Source organism: Ruegeria sp. BG10 (assembly GCF_056538575.1).
Window position 1 is genome coordinate 120,058 of sequence record NZ_JBQFTI010000008.1, and the last position, 22,841, is coordinate 142,898.

Consider the following 22,841-nt stretch of genomic DNA (forward strand, 5'->3'; position numbering starts at 1 on the left):
GGACAGAGCCGCCATCGGGATTTGCGCTCGAACATCTGATCGAAGGTAAATAAGGTTGCCTCAACTCCAAAAATTTGAGGTGCTCATGTTCGAAACTCTCCTGATTGTTGGAATTGGTCTTGCAGGCGGCTTCGCTGTTGGCGCGCAGGCTCAAATCGCAGGCTCCATGGGCAATCGAATTGGTGGCGCTGCCGGAAGCTTCATAGTCCACCTCGGAGGGGTTGTTGCGTCGCTTGCGCTGTTGATTGCCCGTGGCGGAGAAAACATTAGCGAATGGAGGCACTTACCTTTGTATATGTTGGGAAGTGGCCTTTTCGGTTTGGTTCTTTACCTAACCCTCAGTCAAACAGTTCCAAAACTGGGGGCAACATCGGCGATTGCATTGGTTGTTGTCGGCCAACTTCTAGTAGGGCTGCTTATCGATCACTTCGGCTTATTTGATGCATCCGTCAGAAGCATCGATTTATCACGGATTGCGGCTGCCATCCTGCTACTAGCGGGTGCTTATCTGATGCTTCGCTAAATTGCAGTCGATCATCAGGGTTCAAATTGGGCTCAATCCGGACCTCAGAGGCAGCGCAGCAATCCTGTGATATGGTGCCTCGTCAACGTTGGGTTGTCGTTGTGGAGGGCATGGCGGATCGGAGGATCGGTCATGGAAACACCAAATCTACCAGCCATTCGCGCACTTCGCCCAGCGTGGAACAAGGGCCGGATTGTTGGCCAGAAACGCCCGTTGAAGCCTAAACACGTTTGGGCGATCCGAGTTCGACTGGAACTGGCCGAGAACCATCGCGACCTCGCGTTGTTCAACATGGCAATCGACAGCAAGCTGCGCGGCTGTGACCTAGTGAAGATGAAAGTCGTCGATGTCATGGCGTCTGGTCAGATCAAAGAACGGGCATCGGTGCTACAAAGCAAGACACAGAAACCTGTGCGATTTGAGATATCCGAAGGCACACGTGCCTCGGTCGAAAAGTGGATGGAAGACGAGCTTATGGTCGGCTCGGAGTACCTATGGCCGGGTCGGTTCCATGAACGTCTGCACATCTCGACACGCCAGTACGCCCGGATCGTCCGGGATTGGGTCACGTCGATCGGTCTGGAGGCCAGCGCGTACGGAACGCATTCGATGCGGAGGACCAAAGTCACTCAGATCTACAAGAAGACTGGCAACCTGAGGGCGGTCCAGCTGCTACTTGGGCACACCAAAATGGACAGCACCGTCAGATATCTGGGTGTTGAACTCGAAGACGCGCTGGCAATCGCCGAGGCCATTGAAATCTAACAACTAGGGCCGTCTTCGCAGGCGGCCCAGAGCCGACCTTGATCATGGTCAGAAGACGCTGCGGTTGCAGCACGCATTTCGGGCATTTGCCGCAAGTGCATCATTTTACGTTGGAGGAGTTCACGCGAAGCGCATCATGGCCAGATTTCTGGTTAAGGTGTCGGTCCTTGTCTATTTTCCAAGGAGGCCTTTCAGAATGCGTGGCGACGCCAAGCCGAAAATGACACTCGGAATAAATGTTGTCCAAGGCGACGCAATAAACCCAAATCCTTTGAAATTAGGAATTAGTTCGATACCAGAAAAAATGGACGCGATAGCAAGCACGACCAAGACAAAATTGATTAAAGCCAGCCTCCATGGCAGCCAACCTAAGTTCATCCAATCCCGCACATCACTTATCGCATCCGCATACGCGTAGTATGTGCGGCGAAAAAGTACCGCAACTGCAAACCCAAAGAGCCCCCAACTTGTTGCCGCGATAGAGTTTTCGACTTGGGTCCAGAAAAAGCCTGTATCGAGGTCGGACCCCCATTCCAGCTTGCGAAACATCACAAAGCCAATCGCGGTAACAACTGCCGTCAACAGTGTCCATGCCGCTTCCTGCACACCAAGCCAGAATGCTCTATTTCTTAGAGGTTTTTCATTCATCGCTTGTAGCTCGCTGCGGAGTTTTTCGAGTTTTGAAATTCCGTCAACCAACTCTGTGGTTCCATGTGAAATTGAATTCAGGATTTCACATGCGCTGCTCAGCTTCTCATCCGTCGACGCGTTGGCTGATTGTGGTGGGACAATCGCCATCATGTCTTTTGCAACATCCCAAGCCAACACGAGTTGAGCGCTCGGGGCAATCTGCCGGCCGTCCTCGTCTGGCGTCGTCGGAAAAGGAACATCCAGCGGCTTAATTTGATGGTTGGTGTATTCGAATGACATCAGAGATCCGGTGGTGTACCAATCACTTCCAAGTAAAACTGCGCAACCGGCGCCTCGTTAAGAAGCAAGACTATCGGCAGGTCACCTCGCGACAAAGGTCTTTCGTCCTGCGAAAACTCACCAAGGCTGCCCAGTTGTATAGTTTGTGAAACACCAATAAAGCCGGCCCCGATTGATGAAAGTTCTCCTTCAAAGGGCAAATTTGTCGACGCAATGTCCTCGAAGCCGAATTCGGCAAAGCCTGCTTCGCCGAACGAAACACCAAGCGCCGGAAAGAAAACCTCCGGAACTGGAGGACTGAAAGCCTGTGCAAAACCAACGTATCTTGAAACCGAAACATCCAGAGTGACCGGGTCGTAGCGAAGTACAACGTCCGCACGCACGCGCGCGCTATCGACTTCACCTTCCTTGCCGCCCTCAATAAAGTCGTTCCATTCCTCATCATTGGCTGGCATGTCGAACACAACTCCGGCAGACAAAACCAAGGGTTCGCCGAGTTCGCCAAGCTTCTCCGCAAAAGCTTGGCCGCTGGACAAGTCCAAAGTGGCGACAACCTGAGCCGGCACAACGCGTGGACCCCCGTGTTCAACGGCCTCAATAATCGTATTAACCTCAAAACCCTCATAACTGTCATATTCGCTTAGACGAAGATGGAGTGTACGCAATATGGGATCGTCAGCTGGCAATCCGATTGTGTCCCGGTGGCCCTTTACCTTGCCAGTTCTTCCGTCACTCGGTGGCCTGCCGAGCTTGTTTTCTAACAGCTTGTTCGGCTTTGGCCCATCCCACTTGAATTGCACAGACGAACCTCGCAGGTTCTCCAAGCAATAGTAAAACCTGCGAGTGTTCCCAAGTCTTGTGAAGCCTGATGTAACCCGTACATCGAAGTGCCCCTCGTCAACTCGATCATTTTCATGTCGCTCAAACCTAATGTCCCGACGTTCGGAACCATCTCGACCGATGCAATGGTGTTCTTGTGCGTAGCTACCAGAACCAACCAGAAGAACTCCCACGATAAATACAATTCTGAGCATAACTTAAATCCACTTCCAACAATGCAAACATTCCAAGGCGTATTTCTCCTGCTAACGCCGAGAAACCTCGCGATGCTCAACCTCGGCAGTCGGTGCATGTTTGAACGTTCTGAAAGCCCAACCTCACGTCGCCATAGTCGATTGGTTTGGCGCGCCCTTAGCCCTTGCCGACATAGCTCGATATGATTATGCCACAAACCATTGGGAAAATTCATATTTTTTTGCACGTCCTTTTGAACGTCCGGTTTCTCGGTTTTGCAATTTCATTGAAACTGGAATTCAGGCGCAGAAGCCTGAGCGGATGTATTCGTTTTTACCAGCCCAAAGCTGCCGTCCAATGGAATGCCCGAATGTTGCGCTTAAGTCCGTCGAACCTGCTGTTCGCTGCGAGAGCAAAGTCATCAATCAGGCGAATCCACAGTTCTCGCGACATTGCAGACATTTTTCATTCGCGCTTCGCTGTTGCGGCATTTGTTTTCCATTACAACACGGGTCTTTTCACGACATTGCACAGTTATCACTTGAGTCATTTGCATAGAGATTTTTTGAGGCAGAAGTCGCTACTCTTACGCCCCTATTTGGATTGTGCTTTCAATGAATGAGAAATCCAGTTTCAATGGATTACTTTTTTTAGCACCTCTCTCAACCATTGTTGCGCCGGATGCCGGTCAACGCGCGGGTGCCAGAGCATTTCGTGAGCCGTCACGAAGCTTTCAAAGGGCAACGACCGAACAACCAAACCGTGCTGCTCTGCAAACCTGTTCGCGATCCTCTTTGGCAGTGCCGCCACGAGATCCGAATGTGCCAAAACCATCGGTGCGGCCGCGAAGTGCGGAATGGTCATGGCAACACGCCTAGAAAGACCTTTCTCTCTCAGGATATCGTCGACGGCACCCGATGTGTCTCCAATGAGAGTGATCAAAAGGTGCGCGGCGTTTGCATAGCCTTCTAAAGACATAAGATCGTCAGACAACGGGTGCCCGCGGCGCATGACGCAGACAAAGCTCTCTTCGATCAACAGTTGCCGATGCAGCCTCTGAGGTGCGCGCGGAAACCATCCCAATGCCACATCAACCTGAGCCGTATCGACCATGCCGATCGCATCCACGTTGGAGTGGGGAAGGACGCGCAAATCTATTCCGGGCGCATCACGCGAAAAGAGCTGTGCAAGCCGCGGAACGTGCAGCGCAACGTCATAGTCGCTTGCCGCAATGGTGAAGGTGCGAACGGCGGTCGCAGGGTCGAATGCCGCCCCATCAAGGGCGGACCTCACATCTGACAAAGCCCGACGCACCGGCTCTGCTAATTCAAGCGCGCGCGGTGTAGGCAACATACCATCGGCCGAGCGGACAAAAAGCTCGTCATTCGTCGCTTCGCGCAGCCGTCTCAAGGCGCTGCTGGTTGCAGACTGACTCAGGTGCAGACGCTGCCCGGCCTGGGTGACGTTTCTCTCAATCAAGAGTGCTTCAAACACAAGAAGCAGGTTCATATCAAAGCGAGCTAAATTCACAGCATGGATTTAACTTATTCATAACTTGCGTTTCAAGAATAATCGTCAGCTCGCTACGTTTAGGCAAGGCAGCACGGAGCCGATGCGAATGCATTGTGCCGGTGCGCTGACAAAGAAAAGGAGAACCAAAATGTCCAATACACGTAACATCCTCGTAATCGGCGCAACTGGTCAGGTCGGCTCGGAAATCGTCCGCCTCCTGAGTGGGTCTGACGGCATTCACACTCTCGCAGCAGTGCGTCGCGACGATCAAAAGCAAAAGATGGAAGCTTTGGGTGCAGTGCCCGTCCATCTGGATCTCGACAATGTTCAAACGATTGAGCGCGCCGTCGTAGGTGTAAATGGTCTTGTTCTTATGACCGGATACACGGTCGACATGCTCAAGCAATCCAAGCGCGTGATTGATGCCGCAAAGCGAGCAGGCGTCGATCACATCGTCCACATCGGCGCTTCAGGATCAGACACTGCCGAGGTTGCCCATTGGGGTTGGCACCGGATGATCGAGGCTTACATCGAAGCCACAGGCATCCGCCACACGCACCTGCAACCAGAAGCCTACATGCAGAACCTTACCGGGTTTGGCTGGTTGAGCAAAGGCGCGTTGGTCAATCTGATTGGAGACGCGCGCTGGAGCTGGGTTGACGCCAAAGACGTGGCCGCCCTGGCTGCGGCAGCATTGATGAACCCAGACGCACATGCCGGACGCACATGGCGGCTAGGCTACGATGCAGCCACCATGGCTAACGTTGCTGCAAAGTTAAGCGAAGCGACCGGCGATGATATCGTTCTGGCCCCGCTTGATCCGCAGGTCATGTACGAAGGTGCAGTCGGTGCCGGCGCAGATCCGGCGTATATGGCCTGTATACGCGACCAGTTCCGGCTGAACGCCGCAGGTGCGATCCCAAATGCAGACCAAACCTTTGATGCAGCAGCCTTCGAACGAGCCACCGGTAGAAAGCCTACAACCTGGGCGGCGTTTATCGAGCGCGAAGCGCCCAAGCTGGCGACCGCTGTGACGTAATCTGCCGCGTAACGTCCCGCATACAGACCACAGGAGAAGCCTCATGCAACCCGCCTTTCATTCACAGCTTTCGACCATCGTTCGCACCACATTCATAGTGGCAGCGCTCGCCATCGCGCCCTTCACAGTGTCCGCACAAGTCACTGCCGAAACCGATACGCGGCCCCTGCCAAGACTGAACGTTCCATTCGACGAACAGGCCTTCGACGCAGAGTTCCAGTCTCACTTCACGCGTATTGACGGGTTGCGTATCCACTATGTCGTGGGCGGAGAAGGCCCCCCTTTGGTCTTACTGCACGGATGGCCTGAATCGTCCTATTCGTTCCGACAGATCATGCCCGAACTGGGCAAGCACTTCACGGTGATCGCCCCTGATTTGCGCGGGTTCGGCGACAGCGATCGACCACCGTCAAACGCAATGTCCAAAGCGGAGATCGCCGCGGATGTAACCGAGTTGGTGCAACGATTGGGCCACGATGAGGTGTCTATCGTTGGCCATGATTGGGGCGGTGTCATTGCGTATGAAATCGCTTGGAGAAATCCGGGTCTTGTGGATCAGCTGGTCTTTTTTGAGATGGTTTTGCCCGGGTTCAAGCTGGACGATCCCGCCTTTGTCGCAGGGTACTGGCAGTTCGGCTTCCACACATCACGCGACTTCCCCGAGATGCTGCTTGATGGCAAGGAGGCCGAATACATGCGTGCCATCATGCATTCGCCTAACATCTACAACCCGAATGCGTTCACGGCGGAAGACATAGCGGAGTATGAACGCATCTACACGAAACCCGGTTCGACACGGTCGTGGCTGCAGATCTATCGCCAAGCCGCCGCAGACGGTGAGCGTTACAAAGCCTGGGCGGCGGAACGCAAACTCGACATGCCCGTTCTCGCCCTGGGCGGAGAAACGTCCATGCGGTCCTGGACCGAAGAGGACATGCGGCAGGTCGCAACAGATGTGACCGGTGGCATCATTCCACAATTTGGCCACTTCATCGAAGAGAACCCTCAAGGAGCCCTGGATGCTCTGCTGCCCTTCCTTCTCGAAGGGATCGACGGCGCAACTTCAAAATAGCGCAAAGTCCGTGCTGCAACCTCGAAAGCCGCTTGGGCGCTTCACTCAAAGCATTCAAAAAAAAGGACCAAAGACATGAAACACACATTCATTGCAACCGCTCTGTCCCTTCTCACTCTCGGAGGCCCAGCTATGGCCCAGACCCCTGTGACCGTCACACCACCGACTACGTCGGGACCCGCAACACCATTGCCTTCAAAGCTTGGGCTCAACTACCACGCTCATCACGTCGCGTTGCGCGTTGCAGACTTGGAAGCCAGTGTGGATTGGTGGAAACGTGTGATGGGTGCTGTCGAAGTCCGACGCACAGACATGAGCGTCGTTAACGAAGGTGCGGAGATCGTGTTCCTGCATATCTCAGGAGGGTTCCATATCGAATTGGTTGGATCCGGTGATGTAGAAACGCCTCAGGGTTTACCACCGCAAGACATTATTGCGGACTATGGATTGTCCGGATGGAAGCATGTAGGGTTTTACGTCTCTGATTATGACGCAACAAAAGCTCACATGGCGGAGCAAGGGGTGGAAATCTATTCGGAGAATACCGTTCCCGCCTACGGTGTGCGCCTGTTCCTGGTAAAAGATCCGTCAGGCTATTTTGTAGAATTTTACGCCCCATTGGATGGAAACTAGGGCCGGACCGAACAGTCAGTCGCACGATCTCTGGACGATCTATGGAACGAAGGGGCCATTTCATCAGTTTTTAGTTTGAAACGAATGGTCTTTACGTGTGGCGGCTCCCTTTTGCCTAGTGCTAGGTGCCGCCACCTTAAGCGTATCGCGGCAACGCCAGTTCTTAGCGTGTCAACCGGCATCGCTGGCGTCCCAAAGCAGTCGCTAGATCGGCTATAAGCATGCTTCTTACTCAGCCTTTGTTTCCCGACATTATCGGCAGGTGCGAAATTCACAGGTCCTCGAATTCAAACAAGCGGCACCAAGCATCTTTTCGCTGGAGGTGAAACAGACTTCCTCTTCGAAGATACTTTTGGATGCGTCTCTTTGCACAGTCGAGATTGGCCACGCGAGTTACAGAGAACGTGAATCGGATCAGGCTAGCCAACATGAAACCCGCACTACGTCCTGTCAGGACGCAGTGTTAGTCCAAACGTATAGCTACTCAGAGCGACTGGCGGCCCCATATCTGGCTCAATAAGTAAGCAAGCAAGTAGTCATCGCTTAGGGTGAGGAAAATGAAACTCAAAAACCAATTCGTTCTAAAAAATTGGTATTGGCGCAGCCAATTTCGTCGTCGCTTGTCATCAATCCAAGCAGCGAGCACTCCCTATTGACGCCAATAGAGGACGAACAGCCCCATCACCTGAGACGCGATCTCTCAAAGCAGAAAGGCACATCATGTTCATACATTCAGGTTACCTAACAGAAGTTTCTGACCATGAAAAACGCGCGGCGCGGGCTTTGACCCACTTTGTACCTGTGCGCGACAACACCGCGCCCAATGCCGGTTCATGGCTACTAAACATGACGTTTGCCCGGAAAATTCTCGGCCTTAGGCTGAGGAGTTTCGCATCGCACTCGCTTTGCACAACATAAACATTTTTTGTTGCAGGTCTCGTGATCAGAATGCGCCCATTGACTTGTGCGAAAAGCTCAAATTGCATCTACGTTCCTCACTCGTTTCAACAAATGGCTACATCATCAAGCATTGACAAAGCTCGTGCTTTGCACGGCAACTACTGAGTATGGATAATCTATCGGACCTTAAGCTGTTTGTGCGGGTCGCTTTAACTGAGAGCTTCGCAGCAGCGGCGCGCGTTGAGGGTATGACGAGCTCTGCCGTCTCAAAAGCAGTGCAGCGTGTTGAAGCAGAAGTCGGCGCAAAACTGTTTTCCCGGACAACCCGTTCTGTGGCGCTGACAGTCGAGGGCGAAAGACTCTTGGACGGCGCGCGCAAACTGCTGGACGATGCGGAAAGCTTGAAAACCGAGTTTACAGACAGCTTGGAAGAGCCGAGAGGAAAACTGGTTGTTTCCGCATCCGCTGTGTTTGGGCGGATGTGGCTGACACAACGTGTCTTGTCCTTTATGTGCCGCTACAAAAATGTTGAGGTGGAACTCAGGTTTGAGGATCGGATTGTCGATCTCGCGTCAGAAGGAATTGATGTCGCCATACGCATCGGTGCACTGGGTGACAGTGCCAATCTGGTCGCACGGAAACTGTTCGATGATGTCATACACACTGTCGCGGCGCCGTCTTATGTAGAACGCTACGGGCATCCTCAGAGAATACCTGAACTGGACGCCCACCGAGGCATCCACTACCGCGCTCGCAATACAGGGCGGCTCTTTCCATTCATGTTTGAATGTGAGGGTAACGTCGTCCGACGCACACTTGACCCGGTCCTTATTGGGAACGACATCGATGCAATCCACCAAGCTGCAGAGGCCGGTCTGGGGATTGCACAACTCCCGACCTATCTGATCTTGGAATCAATGGAACGAGGGCGCCTGGTTGAGGTTATGGAAAACGTCCGATTGGACAAACTACCCTATTCCATCGTGTATCTCGATCGAAGGCTGGTCGCCCCGCGTGTCAGGGCGTTCGTGGATTTCCTGGTTTCAAACCCGCCAAGCTTCTGAATTACAATATTTATCAAGCGCCGCACTCGTATTGCGTCCCACCAGGAAAGAGTGATCGTCCCACCGGCGGGCTACAAGGTTGGGCCTGAAACGAGACATTCTACCCATAACCCCGGGCCTATTGCCCATTGGTGAGGATAGAATGATGCTCAATAAAGGTTCCCTGTTTTCCGGTGTCGCGATCGGCGCAGCTGTTGCTGGCGGTCTCTGGTACACGGTAAACAAAGTTGAAATTCCCAGTTTTGTTGGTGCAGCAGAGGCGTCAGCTCCGGCTGCAGCGCCAGTCGCCCCGACGGTCGAGGTCTTCCCTGCGGAGCAACGCAATGTCACAGATTGGGATGAATTCACCGGACGCTTCGAAGCGGTCGATGAGGTTCTGGTGCGTGCCCGTGTGTCAGGACACCTTGACGACGTCCACTTTACATCGGGTCAGATTGTCCAGAAAGGTGATCTGCTTTTCTCGATTGACCCGCGCCCCTATCAGGCGCTTCTGGCCGAAGCCGAAGCCCATCTGACTGAAGCACAGGCGGCGGCTGAGCTCAGCCAGTTTGAACTTGAACGTGCGGAAGCGCTGAGGGAGCAAGGCCATATAAGCCAGTCTGTTCTGGACACAAGGAGGCAGAACGCAGCGATTGCCGCGGCAAGTATCGCTTCGGCCCAGGCCGCGATTGATCGTGCCCGTCTGGACCTTGAGTTCACCCAAATTCACGCCCCGGTCACCGGACGGATTTCCGACGACTTTGTGAGTGAAGGCAATTTGGTTTCTGCCGGATCGGGTTCAGCACCCTTGACGACGATTGTCTCGATCGACCCGATCAACTTTGTGTTCGACGTGACCGAGCAGCAGTATCTCGAATACATGCGTCTGCACGACGAAACAGGGTTTCGCGGCGTCGCAGGTGACCTGCCAGTCGAGATCAAATTGACGGGTGGGTTGGACTTCGAACATCTCGGCAAAATTGACTTTGTCGATAACCGCCTGGATGTCGGCACAGGCACCCTCAGAGGTCACGCAATTCTGGACAATGACGACGGCCTGCTTGTGCCCGGAATGTTTGGAAGCATGCGTTTGGCCGCTGAGACAAACGAACAAGGCATCGTCATTCCGGAACGGGCAATCAACTCGGATCAGGCAACCAAATTTGTCTGGATCGTTGACACGGACAACACGATCACCCGTCGCGATGTCACCCTGCACGATCGCCATGACGGCCTGCGGGTGGTCGATGGGTTGAACGCTGGCGAGCAGGTCGTTGTTAGCGGGCTACATCTGGTGGCTGCCGGTGCACAAGTTCAGGTCCACAATACACAGAGTTCTGAAGCGACCGAAGTCGCGCTGCGGTAAGTGCAGCATTTATTTTAGGTGAGGAAAATCCAATGAAACTTCCCCATTTCTTTATTGATCGACCGATATTTGCGATCGTGATTTCCGCATTTATCACAATTGTCGGCGCACTGAGCTATTTCACATTGCCTGTCGCGCAATACCCAGAGGTCGCGCCCCCTACAGTGCAGGTAACTGCGCAATATCCAGGTGCCTCAGCCGAGACAATCGCACAGACTGTGGCGACGCCACTGGAGCAACAGATCAACGGTGTTGAAGGAATGCTGTACCTGTCGTCCCAAGCAACAGGGGACGGCAATCTGACAATCACTGTCACGTTTGAGCTGGGCACTGATCTGGATGCGGCTCAGGTTCTGGTTCAGAACCGAGTTGCCATTGCTGAACCCCGCCTGCCGGAAACGGTAAGGCGTCTCGGTGTTGTTACTCAAAAGGCGTCTCCTGATCTGCTGCTGGTGGTCCATATGTTCTCGCCGGACGCATCTCGCGACGCGCTTTACATCACCAACGCGGCGCAGCGGGTGCGTGACGAACTGACACGTCTTGGTGGTGTCGGCGACGTGACCCTTTTTGGCGCGCGGGACTATTCAATGCGTATTTGGTTGAACCCTGAACGTATTGCATCGCTTGATATGACCCCTGGTGAGGTGATCTCGGCTCTGCGCAGCCAGAACGCACAGGTTGCGTCTGGACTTTTGAACCAACAGCCTACCCCTGAAGCCACCGATTTCGAGATTTCGGTACAGACGGCAGGTCGTTTGACGGACGTGTCCGAGTTCGAGCGGATCATCGTGAAACGCGGTGACGACGGGAGGATCGTGCGTTTGTCCGACATCGCACGGGTCGAGCTGGGAGCCGCAATCTATACAACACGCGCCTATCTCAACAAAGATGCTGCCGTAGCGATGGTCGTGAACCAGCGTCCTGGAACCAATGCGCTGGAAACGGCTGGAAACGTTCTTGAGACGGTCGAGCGCTTGAGCAAGGATTTCCCTGAAGGTTTGGCTTATGACGTGATCTACAACCCGACCGAGTACATTCAGGCGTCGATTGATGCCGTGGTCAAAACCATGATCGAAGCCGTAGTTCTGGTGGTCGCGGTAATCTTGCTGTTCCTTGGCACATGGCGTGCCGCCGTGACACCAATTCTTGCAATCCCGGTTTCGCTTGTCGGCACGTTCGCAGTCATGTCCGCATTGGGGTATTCGATCAACAACCTGTCGCTGTTCGGCCTTGTCCTTGCGGTTGGCATCGTTGTCGATGACGCCATCATCGTGGTCGAAGGGATCGAGAAACACATCCGCAACGGCGCGTCGCCGCGCGACGCAGCACGTAAGACGATGACGGAAGTCTCGGGTGCACTGATTGCCACCTCTCTGGTTTTGGCAGCAGTGTTTATCCCTACGGCGGCCGTTGCCGGTATTTCGGGTGAGTTCTATCGCCAGTTCGCCGTCACCATCACCGCTGCCACTGCGATTTCACTGTTGGTTTCACTTACACTTTCGCCGTCACTGGCCGCGATGCTGCTAAAACCGCATGGCGAACAAAAGCCCGGCCTTCTGATGCGCCCGGTAACTTTTGCATTGTCAAAATTTGATGCTGGCTTTGATCGCGCGTCAAACAGCTATGCCTGGGCCACCCGCCGCCTGGTTCGTGTTCCGGCCATCATGCTGAGCTTGTTTGCAGGCCTGCTGCTGCTGACGGATGCCCAATTCTCGAAAGTTCCGGGTGGCTTCGTTCCTGAGCAGGACCAGGGGTACTACATCACTGTCGTGCAACTGCCTCCCGGTGCATCTTTGGAACGTACAGACAAGGTGGTTCGTCATGCTGTTGATGAATTGCTTGAGATCAAGGGCGTCGAAAACGCCGCCGTCTTCTCGGGCTTCAACGGTGCTACGTTTACAACCGAGTCCAACACCGGCGTGATCTTCTTTACCACGACACCGTTCGAGGATCGAAAGGCGAAGGGTGTCAAGGCCGATGAGGTTTTGGCTGAAGCACGCCAGCGTATGGCTACTATCGACGATGCCGCGATCTTTGTTATCGCGCCCCCGCCAGTGCGCGGAATCGGGACCGGTGGCGGATTCAAGATGATGCTGCAAGACACGGGCAATGTTGGTCCGGTTGCGCTGGAACAAGCCGCGCGTGCCTTGTCTGCTGAGGCCAACGCCGACCCCGGACTGGTTGCTGTTTTCTCGCTCTACTCCACCGGCACCCCGCGTGTCTGGGCCGAGATTGACCGTGAACGCGCCGAGATGCTCAACGTACCGGTTGCCAATATCAACGAAGCGCTGGAGGCCTATCTTGGGTCGTCCTATGTGAATGACTTCAACCTGTTCGGCCGCACCTACACCGTGGTTGCGCAGGCGGATGCACAGTTCCGCGAAACCGCCGAAGATGTCGCGCGCTTACGTACCCGGTCCGATGATGGTGCAATGGTACCCCTCGGCGCGGTGGCAAGCTTCGAAGACACCACAGGTCCATTGCGTCAGCCGCGGTACAACCTCTATCCCGCCGCTGCAGTGCAAGGCCAAACCATGCCAGGTGTGTCTTCTGCCGAAGCTCTGGAGCGTATGGAGAAACTGGCCGACCAGATTCTGCCCGCAGGCATCAGTTATGAGTGGACCGAACTAAGCTATCAAGAAAAGAACACCGCCGACACTGCGCTGCTTGTGTTTGGCTTTGCCGTGCTCTTTGTGTTCCTCGTTCTGGCAGCACAATACGAAAGCTGGGCCTTGCCGGCCGCCGTTATCCTGATCGTGCCAATGGTACTTCTGTCAGCGATCACGGGGGTCTGGATAGCAGGTCTGGACAACAACATTCTGGTCCAGATCGGGTTTGTGGTGCTGGTCGCATTGGCCTCAAAGAACGCGATCCTGATTGTCGAGTTCGCGCGCCAGGCCGAGGATCAGGGTTTGGATCGCTGGCAAGCAGCCGTCCAGGCGGCTCAAACCCGGCTGCGTCCGATCGTCATGACCTCGCTTGCCTTCATCCTGGGTGTGGTTCCCCTGATGATCGCCACCGGTGCAGGTGCCGAAATGCGTCAGGCGCTTGGTGTATCCGTTTTCTCGGGGATGCTTGGCGTGACCGTGTTCGGTCTGTTGTTCACACCTTTGTTCTACGTGGTTCTGCGCTCGATCGAGGAACGTGTTTTGCCAAAAAAAAGCGCTGGAACCGAAAAGGCGAATGACATCACGGAATACCAAAGCGTCTGATCCCTCACCTTCAGTAGCTTTGGTCAGGCCCGCCACATGTCGTGACGGGCCTATTTTTTTGTCCAGCTGAATTCCTTGACGCCATTAGTGAGTTAACAGCTCCTTGCGGACGCTGGCCGACGCAACGAAATACTGTGTTGAAACTCACCAAAGCGAATCAAGCGCTTAGTATTTCGTTACCACGAATAACCAAGCCGCAACCAAAACGCTGTTTGACAAAGGCCCGCCCTTAGTCCGTGGGTTTAGAGTTCTACCAATCTCTCTTCGACCGGTGAAGATTGAACGATAGAAGAGTTCGTCGCGCCGAATGGCACGATCCGGTCGATCACGGCCTCCATCTCAGCGACATCGCGGACATGCGCGCGGGCGACAAAGCAGTCCTCGCCGGACACGCGGTCACAAGTGACAATCTGCGGCGTCTCCTGGATCGCCTCGATCATGTTCTTCATTTCGCCTGGTAGCGGACGGGCGCGGATCAGGACCGTCAGGCCGTAACCAAGACGGGCCGGGTCGATACGAGCACCATATCCCTTGATGATCCCCACATCCTCAAGACGCCGCACACGGTCCGCCACACTCGGAGCTGAAAGGCCAACGCGGCGCGACAACTCGACGCGCGGAATGCGGGCATCTGCACAAAGCTCGCGCAGAATCGCGACGTCAATGCTGTCCAGACCCGTTTCTTCGAATCGAAGGCTGTAGGGTGCACCTTTTTTCCTTCCAGCTTGCGATACCGCGTCTGACATAGCTAATCTCCATATAAAGCTCCGCCTCGACCTTGCATTATTGATGCATGGCAGATCAAGCTCCCGCACACCCCACCTTCGCCAACGCCCCAGGTGCCATGTCGCGCATGTCCAAGGCAGCGCCTCCTCACGCATGGTTCGGTGTCTCCGCCGTTTTCCACTATCTCGGCCCGGCTTTCGCCGTTCTACTCTTCCCGGTCGTCGGCGTGCTTGGTGTCGCATGGTTCCGAATCGCATCCGCCGCGCTCATCTTCGCTCCCATCACGAAGCCATGGCGCACCTTCAGGAAATCGACGCCGCGCGAGCGCCTTCTTCTACTCGCGCTCGGGGGCTGTCTCGCCGTGATGAACAGCTCTTTCTACCTTGCTCTCGACCGGCTGCCGATCTCACTGGTCGCTGCCATCGAGTTCGTTGGTACTATCGGGATCGCCCTCTGGGGTCTGCTGCGCTAGTGTCACTTGCTACAATTTCCGCGATTGTTGTTGCGTCACGTATCGACAAGCGAATACCTGTTTACATTGTCGCACTAATTGTCGGGAGTGTTGCTGCTTGGGCGCTTGGTGGCAACGAAACAGGCATTCGTTTCTTTGAACCATTGTCCGGGGTTGTTCCTAGTCCGACGACACCAATGTTCTCGATTTCGGTGATCGGGGATTTATTACCCGGCGCATTGGCGGTCGCATTCGTTGGGCTACTCGAAGCGATCTCGATTGGAAAGTCCTTCGCTCTAAGGCGTGGTGAACGCTACGACTCAAACCAGGAGATCATCGGGCAAGGACTGTCAAACATTGCCGGCTCGTTTCTTCAATCCTACGCTGGTTCGGGATCATTCACGCGCTCTGGGTTGAATGCAGAAAGTGGTGCGCGCACGCCAATGGCCGCACTGTTCGCAGCAGCGATACTTTTTGCTGCGCTGTTTGTGATAGCTCCGCTTGTCAAGTTTGTTCCCGTTCCCGCAATGGCCGCAATAATCCTCTACGTCGCTTGGAAACTAGTGAACGTAGAAGAGATTCAACACATTGTTCGCGCAAGCCGTAGTGAAACCTTTATCCTGCTTGCGACGTTTCTAACCGGCATACTGTCTGAGCTCGATTTCGCAATTCTGGTCGGTGTTCTTATCTCTCTCATCGTCTTTATTAGCAAAAGCGCCAGGCCATCGATTGGGGTCGGCGCACCCATGGAAATCGATGGGCGTCGCGTTTTTCGGAATGCACATTCCAATAATCTCAAGGAATGCCCAGCTATAGCCAATCTACGCATCGAAGGGCCCCTTTTCTTTGGCTCAGTCGAACATGTCGACGAAGCCTTCAGAGACGTGGAAGCCCGGTTTGGGCGCAAGCGAGGAACAATCCTGAATCTCAAGGGTGTCGGAAAGATAGACTTGACGGGAGCTGATTTCATTCTGAATGAGTACCGAGCGGCTAAAGCCCGTGGCCAGGACTATCACCTCATTGCATCGCACAAATCTGCTCGCGATGCACTCAGGCGGCTTCATGTGATCGAAGTCATCGGGGAAGACCATATCCACTATACCAAATCCGATGCGATCAGGGCCGCTGTTTCAAACATGAACAACGAAATCTGCCGAGATTGCACAGCACGAATCTTTCATGAATGCAAAACTAAACCAGGCCCTGAAGATAAGTCGTAAAAGATATTGCGTAGCGCTGTGAGCAGCCTCGTCGGGCTTGTTCAGTTTGCTCGTTAGCCTAAAAACTAGGTCAAATAGTGTTTCGGAGTGTCCGCTCTTCCATCCTGATTTGAGCACTCTGCAAACGCAGCGAATGACTGCTTTCCGCCATTCGTGCCCCAGCCCCCTACCCTTCTCGGTCCAACTTTAGCCAATAGCGTGTGTACCGGAGTTCACCCGTTCGGGTCAAAGCGCCTTTCTCTACCAGATCCTGGAGATCCCGCGTCGCCGTGGCGCGGGACGTTCCCGTGATCGAGATATAGTTCTCGGCGCTTAATCCGCCTTTGAATCCATCCGGCCCAGCCTTGAACAACCGGGCGATTACCTTGCCTTGTCGGGAGTTGAACTGATCGCGATGCCGGTCATAGAAATGCGTCTTGGATATAAAGAAGCTGACCCGCTCAAGCGTCACCTGCTGCGCTGTAAGAACGGTCTCGGCAAACCAAACGAGCCATGGTGTGACGTCCAGTGTCTTTTGGTGGCGTTCGAGTTGGTCGTAGTAAGCCTTACGCTCTCGCTCAATCGTAAAAGCGAGTGCAATCAGACTCGGCTGACCAATGTTTTGTGCCAGGGATTTTTCCGCCAGCGCCCTGCCCAACCGACCATTGCCGTCTTCAAAGGGGTGAATGCTCTCGAAATACAGATGGCTCAATCCAGCCCGGATCAGTGCGCGCAATGGTTCGGGACCATCCGGTGCGGTCCGGTTGAACCAGGTCACGAACTGGTCCATTTCAGCAGGAACCTGGTGCGAAGGAGGCGCTTCGAAATGGACAGTTGGGCGGTCGAGCCTGCCTGAGACGATTTGCATCGCATCTTCATGGCTCCGGTATGATCCAATCGTTTCCAGATGCCTGTCATGGGACAGTAGCATATCATGCCACCGAAACAGGTTGTCGTGTGACAGTGGCTCCGAATAGTTCGAATAAACATCCACCATCATTTGAGAAACGCCCTGTTCGCGCGGTTTGGATGGATAGCTGTCGGTAGCCAGTCCAAGATGTCGGCGCAAGGAGGATTGCACGCTTAGACGATCCAGCATCTCACCTTCGATCGCGCTTGTCTTCATCGCTTCTTCGCTTAACAGGTCGATACGCAATTGATCTCGATCCGATGTGTTCACATGATGGACAGCTCCAAGAACTTCTCCTGAGGACAACAGGAACTGTTGCTCGTATGGTTCGAGTCTTGCGGCGTCGTAACGAAAGGTCGGCCAGTCAGGGTTCTGCCAGTTCCACATCGTGAGGTATAAGATTCCTTTCTATAGCTCACTATTTATGGTTACGTGATTTATAGAGGTCAATCCTATTGCTCACCTTTTTCAAATTCTTCAATCCGATCATCGGTTGGAGGTGTGATCTGAAAACGGTAAATCTCGTCTTGTTTCGCAAATTTACGTAGCATTGGAGGTCCGCGACAGCATTGCCTTTGGCGACAGTTCTCCCTTTTCGATCTTAGCCAGCAACGAAATCAGGTAAGCACCTGGAGATTGTATGTTCTCAGCACGTTGAAAAATGTATCCGAGAACAATGAAGCGAATAGCTGGGCCAAAAGTTGATTTCATTGCATACCAGGTTTGGCCAAGCCGTAGATACTCGGCGATATCATCCATAAGCCTATCACAGTGGTGCTGATCTTTTGCAAAGCGTAGTTCTAAGCATAGCCGTGGAAAACTGCGCTCCATTTGGTCTGGAGAAACCTGAATCTGAGAAAGTTTTTCTTTCTTAACTTCCGGATTCAAAGAGTCCTCTTTGTGCCCCTCAATTTCACTGTCACTGGCCCTCAAATTTTCTGTATCAGTCTGTGTTATCTCGGAGATTTCCACAGAGATTTCTACCAACAGCTCGCTGAGTATATTCGCATCTGGTTTGCGACGCAGAGCATTGCGTACGGTGGTCATCAAATCAGAGATCGCGGTGTCATTTGCTACGAGTTCCCTAAGGCGCGCCAGAGCGGCGGAAACCTTGTCACGGAGTACAGTGAACTCGAGAACGCGATCAGCATGCCTCTGGGCTTCCTGGATGAACTCAGCGTGCCGTTCAGACAGTGGCATCAAGGAGAGCCCAGAGGCGGTGATCACCCTGCCCTGTCGATCTCGGCGCGCCCATCGCTTGCCGTTTGCGCTCATTACGCGACGGATAAGTCCAAGGTCAGCCAGCGTCGAGATATGACGCTCAACCGTCTGCACGCTGACATGCGTTCGTTTGGCGATCGCTGCGTTGGAAGCGAAGCAGATGTGATGATCATCCTGGTCCGCAGCAATGTGATCACCGCCCACAAAAGAAATCATCGCTCTCAGGACATTGAGAGTGGTGGACTTTAGACCAAGAGGTTCTCTGGCCCCTTCTACGGCGCGAAGAAGTATCCATTTTTTGGGCATACTACTCCCCTGCCCTGTCGTTCCCGACAAGGTTGCTCCATTTGGAGCCAATGCTGTCAGTGTTTTCATGAGATTTTGTCAGCAGACAAAGAAAACCTGTTCACCCAGAGGCGTTTTTTATTGTGTCGTGATTCGCGGACTGTTAGGGTTTAGGTGTCTAATCTATAACCACTAGTTGGTTCTCAGCCCTCGGAGCCTCAGGTTTCGGGGGTTTCTTTTTGCTTTTCTCCTTTTTGCTCGTTGCCTCATGTAGAGTTAACAGATGTTAACTCGCTCACTCCTCGGCGCTTTTTTTGAAACGCTCGTAGGAATCTTGAATGATCTGTCCAAGGTTGTCCGAAAGCCAACGGGTGTAGGCTTCATTGTCCCCTGCCCTTTTGATCGTCATGTTCACCGCCGAATTGCTTGTCTTGATAACAACGTCGGGCGCCGGTCGGACTTCTTGTGCTTCTTTCTTGGGTTTCAAATTGCTTAGAAGCCCGTTTAACCGATCGTCTGAATTAGCAACGCTGAGCGTCTCCAAGAGCTTCTTAGCCTTGTCCGCTGTTATCACCCCTTTCCGCAAGGCATCGGCGAGTGCTGTCCACTTAGGTCGTCCGGATTTCGGTGCCGGGCCAATCATATCCCCGAGATCGTCCGGAATATCGTTTGTGACTCGCTCCAACTGTGACAGCGTGTTCTTGGAAATTGCCAGCGCTGTAATCGCTTCCGAGCGGTCATATCCCTGGTTTAGAATTTCGCGTGCGAACCGGGCTCTCTCGTAATAACTCAGGTCAACCCGGGAAGAGTTCTCAAGGCCTTTTGCCTGAAGCGCTTCCTTATCATCAAGTGTCCTAACCAGCGCGCGAACAGGCTGGTTTAGATACTGACAAGCTAAGATGCGACGACGACCGTAGATAACCTCGAAGTGACCGTCGACTTCTTCGGAAGGGCGTAACAGGACGGGAACCTGTTGGCCTCCTGCGTCCTTGATACTTTCAGCAAGTTCCAGAACTGCTGAATCGACATTCGTTTCGGCATCAGAGTTAACAGGTGTTAACTCGATTCCAAGCCTATCTTTTGGGCCCCAGGGCAAAATGAGTGAGGTATCGATATCTTGGATGCCCCCGGCTCCAACACGGACCGATGCAATCGTACCGCGTGGAAGCGCCGCATTGGCGCGTTCCGTCTTTGTAGGTGGAATTGGCGGATTTCCGGCTGCTGCAGCAATCGCTGCAGCCATGCTGGTTTTGTTTTGTTTAAGTGCCATTTCAACGGCCCCACGCGGTTTGAATCATGTTTGAAACTTCGTGCCCAACGGCATCCATGCTTGATCTGGCGCGGTCATAGGTCGACCGCGTCATTTCTGATCGAACAACTTCGTACATTGTCATTTTCAGCATCGCGGCATCAGCAATGGCAGTACTTCGTAGCGCAGTTGCACCGATCACTCGATCCTGAAACAACGCTCGCATCAGGCTGACAATTTGCTGAGACGGAGTATCTGAGGGGTCGTCCCGTGTAATGAGAAACCGGAAATTGTCGTGGACGATCGGAATCCCAGAGTTCTCAAATTCTTCAAGATACGCCGAAGTCATTTCAAGAAACTGCTGTGTGGAGGCTACGTCCAGCATGCTCGGTGTTAGCGGCACAATTACAGACGTTGCCGCGAATAACCCCGCCAGCGTTAGAAAGCCCAAAGACGGTGGGCTATCGACAATGATCACATCATAGTCTGTCTCTACCGTCTCGATTGCATTGGCGAGCCGATTATAAAAGGGGACACCTTTTCGGGCGTAGACAGCGGTTTCCGTTTCAAATTCTGACAGGATCAACTGGGCAGGGGAAAGATCCAAACCAGGGAAGTAGGTGGCACGAATACACTCGGACATTGGGACCGGATCCTCGTAGCGCAAAGCATCGTAGATTGAATTTCCCTCGAACTCGATCTCAGGCTGTATTCCGCAGAACCCAGTCAGGCTGCCTTGTGGGTCAAGGTCGATAGCCAGAACGCGATAACCTTGAAGCGCAAGATAGTGACATAGGTGAATGGCCGAGGTGGACTTTGCACTACCACCCTTGAAGTTCATGAGTTGAATGACTTGAAGCCGGTCGTTGTCACGACGGCCGGGGAGGTATTTGCCGGGTTTTCTCGAGCTGCCTTCAAGAATCTGACGCATCGTTTTGATTTCGGCTCCGGAATAAAAACGTCGGCCGTTCTTGTTCACTTCCGGCTCTGGAAGAGAGCCCTCAGCATGGCCTTTTCGCAAGTATTGTCCGGTTGTGCCAAATAAGTCGGCCACCTCTGTCGCACTGAAGAGGCGAAGGGTCTTTGACAACTCTGGAGAATAGGCCTGAGTTAAGTGGGTCGTCAGTGCAACTTGTAGACGATCAGAAATTTCACGTGTAACGTGAGACTGCGTCGTCGCAGCAATGGGTGTGGTCTGTAGCATAGTTGCAGTTTTCCTGCTCATTTTTGTTTGGTTGCGCAACTTGAGTACATTTAGGCACTCGTATTCCGATTCATGTCAAGAGAAAAATCAATAACTTGTGGGTCGCTGCGAGACCTGCACAAGCGTTCTGAAGTTAACAGCTGTTAACTCACGTCTCTGTTGAGCGCGTGAGAAGCGCTTAGAGGTTGCATAGAGCCAATTAGAATTCAGATTCCGGGCCGGTATTTTGAAGGAGCTTGACCTCCGGTGCGTTGTTGCTTCATTGAGCCCAGCAAAGCCTGGTTGCAAGTCCAGCAAAGCGCTCAAATCTTACCTACTCTTCAGAAAAGCAACTAATCGAAAGCAGTGCTTCGCGTCGCTCCAAAACTGAATGCGCGGATATTCCTGATAACCGTCGACTATTTTATTGACGTGATAGGGTAGGACGGATGGCGTTCGAAGAACAGGTTCTCTGCGCCAACGAGATACCGATGTGGTTCTGTTTTCGCTGGAGTTGGTCTTTGAGGTATTATGCCGTGGCAGTACAAAAACTGATGCTGCAGATCAATTGAACCAATGCTTCTTCCCCCCCTTTTTAAGGCGTTCGCTCGGCCTTTGGCGATACAGTAGTCGTCATGGTGTTTCTGCCCTTGTGCCATGGAGCGGTGCGGTGACAATCGCATGGCGGTTTGGATCAAGGACCTTCAGAGGCAACTGGGTGAAACTCTGACCGCAGTCCATGGATTGATACGTGTAACCTGATGAATCGCATCCGGATTGAGGCACCGTTTCAAAACACGTTCGTCCATCCTTGGAGGCGCGGTGGAACAAAACTCATCTTATTCCCAATCAAGAGAAACCATTTTACCAAAGTACTACTCAGAAATGAGACCAGCCCGATTAAACTACTTGGGCTATGTCCTCAATTGTTGAACCGACAGTCTCGTTGGCATATATTGCCAAAGAGGAGGCTTAAGCCATGGTAACCCGCAATGTCGTACTTACAGAATCGCAGGATCAATTGGTGCAGAATCTGGTTGCATCCGGTCGCTATCAGAACGCTAGTGAGGCGTTGCGTGCGGGCCTTCGTCTTCTGGAGCGGGAAGAAGCGGGGCTGGTATCTCTCAAACATGGCCTGCAGGAGGGTGTGGCCCAGGCTCAGGCTGGAGATCTAGCAGAGGGCAGCGGTTCGGATGCGATCCGTCGTGCCTTTGCAAGGACACGAACCAAAGCGTGACCAGACCCTTTCGACTGACACGCCGCGCCGAAGCCAGCCTGGTGGAAATTGCCCGATGGACCATCGACAAGTTTGGACCGCATCAAGCCGATCTTTATGAACAAGAACTGATAGCGCGCTGCCAGGCCATCGCCGAGGGTAGGGTGGCCAGCCGCAGCTGTTCTCAATTGGTCGAGGAGTCGGTAGATATCAGATATGTGCGGGCAGGGGAGCATTTCCTCGTCTACCTGGACCAGCCGGAAAGTGTGATCATAGTCGATATCCTGCATTCCCGTTGTGATCTGCCGCGACATGTTTCCGCACTGGCCACGTTAACGGATGCGGCAGGGGGCAAGACATAGCTGCGAAAGCCAGTGTATCTGTCAGGCTGG

At 53.5% G+C, this 22,841-nt stretch carries 20 protein-coding genes; 12 read left to right on the top strand and 8 right to left on the bottom strand.

The genetic code is table 11. The features are described 5' to 3' along the window. The first annotated feature begins 85 nt into the window (after window positions 1-85). Together ACR0D8_RS21115 and ACR0D8_RS21120 are read left to right on the top strand one after the other, a co-directional pair. On the top strand, window positions 86-523 hold the full coding sequence (locus tag ACR0D8_RS21115) for a DMT family transporter (RefSeq protein ID WP_480649506.1): 438 nt from the start codon (window positions 86-88) through the stop codon (window positions 521-523). A 132-nt stretch (window positions 524-655) separates the two neighbouring features. After that, window positions 656-1,288: a tyrosine-type recombinase/integrase gene (locus ACR0D8_RS21120; RefSeq protein WP_093037018.1), complete on the top strand. Its 633-nt coding sequence runs from the start codon at window positions 656-658 to the stop codon at window positions 1,286-1,288. A gap of 171 nt (window positions 1,289-1,459) precedes the next feature. Here ACR0D8_RS21120 and ACR0D8_RS21125 read toward each other — a convergent pair whose 3' ends face one another. The 3 genes from ACR0D8_RS21125 to ACR0D8_RS21135 all read right to left on the bottom strand — a co-directional run bounded on the left by ACR0D8_RS21125 (window position 1,460) and on the right by ACR0D8_RS21135 (window position 4,741). Continuing rightward, complete coding sequence (locus tag ACR0D8_RS21125; protein WP_480649507.1) at window positions 1,460-2,218, bottom strand: hypothetical protein; 759 nt, start codon at window positions 2,216-2,218, stop codon at window positions 1,460-1,462. Continuing rightward, on the bottom strand, window positions 2,218-2,904 hold the full coding sequence (locus tag ACR0D8_RS21130) for a hypothetical protein (protein WP_480649508.1): 687 nt from the start codon (window positions 2,902-2,904) through the stop codon (window positions 2,218-2,220). Before ACR0D8_RS21130 ends, ACR0D8_RS21125 begins: the two co-directional genes overlap by 1 nt. A gap of 961 nt (window positions 2,905-3,865) precedes the next feature. After that, window positions 3,866-4,741 (bottom strand): LysR family transcriptional regulator, encoded by an 876-nt coding sequence (locus ACR0D8_RS21135; RefSeq protein WP_480649509.1) that lies wholly within the window; start codon window positions 4,739-4,741, stop codon window positions 3,866-3,868. Window positions 4,742-4,892: 151 nt separating this feature from the next. Here ACR0D8_RS21135 and ACR0D8_RS21140 point away from each other — a divergent pair, with 151 nt between their 5' ends. The 6 genes from ACR0D8_RS21140 to ACR0D8_RS21165 all read left to right on the top strand — a co-directional run bounded on the left by ACR0D8_RS21140 (window position 4,893) and on the right by ACR0D8_RS21165 (window position 14,009). Beyond that, on the top strand, window positions 4,893-5,783 hold the full coding sequence (locus ACR0D8_RS21140; protein WP_480649510.1) for an NmrA family NAD(P)-binding protein: 891 nt from the start codon (window positions 4,893-4,895) through the stop codon (window positions 5,781-5,783). Between the two features lie 43 nt (window positions 5,784-5,826). Next, window positions 5,827-6,855: an alpha/beta fold hydrolase gene (locus ACR0D8_RS21145; protein WP_480649511.1), complete on the top strand. Its 1,029-nt coding sequence runs from the start codon at window positions 5,827-5,829 to the stop codon at window positions 6,853-6,855. A gap of 132 nt (window positions 6,856-6,987) precedes the next feature. Then, a complete protein-coding gene (locus ACR0D8_RS21150) occupies window positions 6,988-7,488 on the top strand; it encodes a VOC family protein (protein ID WP_480649512.1) in 501 nt (166 codons plus the stop codon). Window positions 7,489-8,555: 1,067 nt separating this feature from the next. Further along, window positions 8,556-9,452 (top strand): LysR family transcriptional regulator, encoded by an 897-nt coding sequence (locus ACR0D8_RS21155; RefSeq protein WP_480649513.1) that lies wholly within the window; start codon window positions 8,556-8,558, stop codon window positions 9,450-9,452. A gap of 145 nt (window positions 9,453-9,597) precedes the next feature. After that, on the top strand, window positions 9,598-10,797 hold the full coding sequence (locus ACR0D8_RS21160; RefSeq protein ID WP_480649514.1) for an efflux RND transporter periplasmic adaptor subunit: 1,200 nt from the start codon (window positions 9,598-9,600) through the stop codon (window positions 10,795-10,797). Between the two features lie 32 nt (window positions 10,798-10,829). Next, window positions 10,830-14,009, top strand: a complete 3,180-nt coding sequence (locus ACR0D8_RS21165; RefSeq protein ID WP_480649515.1) for an efflux RND transporter permease subunit — start codon at window positions 10,830-10,832, stop codon at window positions 14,007-14,009. Window positions 14,010-14,251: 242 nt separating this feature from the next. On the opposite strand, the gene ACR0D8_RS21170 is transcribed toward ACR0D8_RS21165, so the two are convergent. Beyond that, window positions 14,252-14,755, bottom strand: a complete 504-nt coding sequence (locus ACR0D8_RS21170; RefSeq protein ID WP_480649516.1) for an Lrp/AsnC family transcriptional regulator — start codon at window positions 14,753-14,755, stop codon at window positions 14,252-14,254. 107 nt (window positions 14,756-14,862) lie between these two features. Here ACR0D8_RS21170 and ACR0D8_RS21175 point away from each other — a divergent pair, with 107 nt between their 5' ends. Both ACR0D8_RS21175 and ACR0D8_RS21180 read left to right on the top strand, forming a co-directional pair. Further along, window positions 14,863-15,207 (top strand): DMT family transporter, encoded by a 345-nt coding sequence (locus tag ACR0D8_RS21175; RefSeq protein WP_480649517.1) that lies wholly within the window; start codon window positions 14,863-14,865, stop codon window positions 15,205-15,207. Further along, window positions 15,207-16,406: a SulP family inorganic anion transporter gene (locus ACR0D8_RS21180; protein ID WP_480649518.1), complete on the top strand. Its 1,200-nt coding sequence runs from the start codon at window positions 15,207-15,209 to the stop codon at window positions 16,404-16,406. The genes ACR0D8_RS21175 and ACR0D8_RS21180 overlap by 1 nt, the downstream gene beginning before the upstream one ends. Window positions 16,407-16,572: 166 nt before the next feature. Here ACR0D8_RS21180 and ACR0D8_RS21185 read toward each other — a convergent pair whose 3' ends face one another. The 4 genes from ACR0D8_RS21185 to repA all read right to left on the bottom strand — a co-directional run bounded on the left by ACR0D8_RS21185 (window position 16,573) and on the right by repA (window position 21,254). Beyond that, window positions 16,573-17,682 carry a DUF4172 domain-containing protein gene (locus tag ACR0D8_RS21185; protein WP_480649519.1) on the bottom strand — a complete coding sequence of 370 codons (1,110 nt, stop codon included), beginning with the start codon at window positions 17,680-17,682 and terminating at the stop codon, window positions 16,573-16,575. A 153-nt stretch (window positions 17,683-17,835) separates the two neighbouring features. Next, window positions 17,836-18,891: a helix-turn-helix domain-containing protein gene (locus ACR0D8_RS21190; protein ID WP_480649520.1), complete on the bottom strand. Its 1,056-nt coding sequence runs from the start codon at window positions 18,889-18,891 to the stop codon at window positions 17,836-17,838. Between the two features lie 205 nt (window positions 18,892-19,096). Then, window positions 19,097-20,071: a plasmid partitioning protein RepB gene (repB, locus tag ACR0D8_RS21195; RefSeq protein WP_480649521.1), complete on the bottom strand. Its 975-nt coding sequence runs from the start codon at window positions 20,069-20,071 to the stop codon at window positions 19,097-19,099. Window position 20,072: 1 nt separating this feature from the next. Then, window positions 20,073-21,254: a plasmid partitioning protein RepA gene (repA, locus tag ACR0D8_RS21200; RefSeq protein ID WP_480649522.1), complete on the bottom strand. Its 1,182-nt coding sequence runs from the start codon at window positions 21,252-21,254 to the stop codon at window positions 20,073-20,075. 958 nt (window positions 21,255-22,212) lie between these two features. Between repA and ACR0D8_RS21205 the strand changes: the two genes are divergently transcribed. Further along, the gene (locus tag ACR0D8_RS21205; protein ID WP_480649523.1) at window positions 22,213-22,470 is read left to right on the top strand and encodes a type II toxin-antitoxin system ParD family antitoxin; all 258 of its coding nucleotides are present in this window, start codon (window positions 22,213-22,215) and stop codon (window positions 22,468-22,470) included. After that, window positions 22,467-22,811, top strand: a complete 345-nt coding sequence (locus tag ACR0D8_RS21210; protein ID WP_480649524.1) for a type II toxin-antitoxin system RelE/ParE family toxin — start codon at window positions 22,467-22,469, stop codon at window positions 22,809-22,811. The genes ACR0D8_RS21205 and ACR0D8_RS21210 overlap by 4 nt, the downstream gene beginning before the upstream one ends. The last annotated feature ends 30 nt before the right edge of the window (window positions 22,812-22,841 follow it).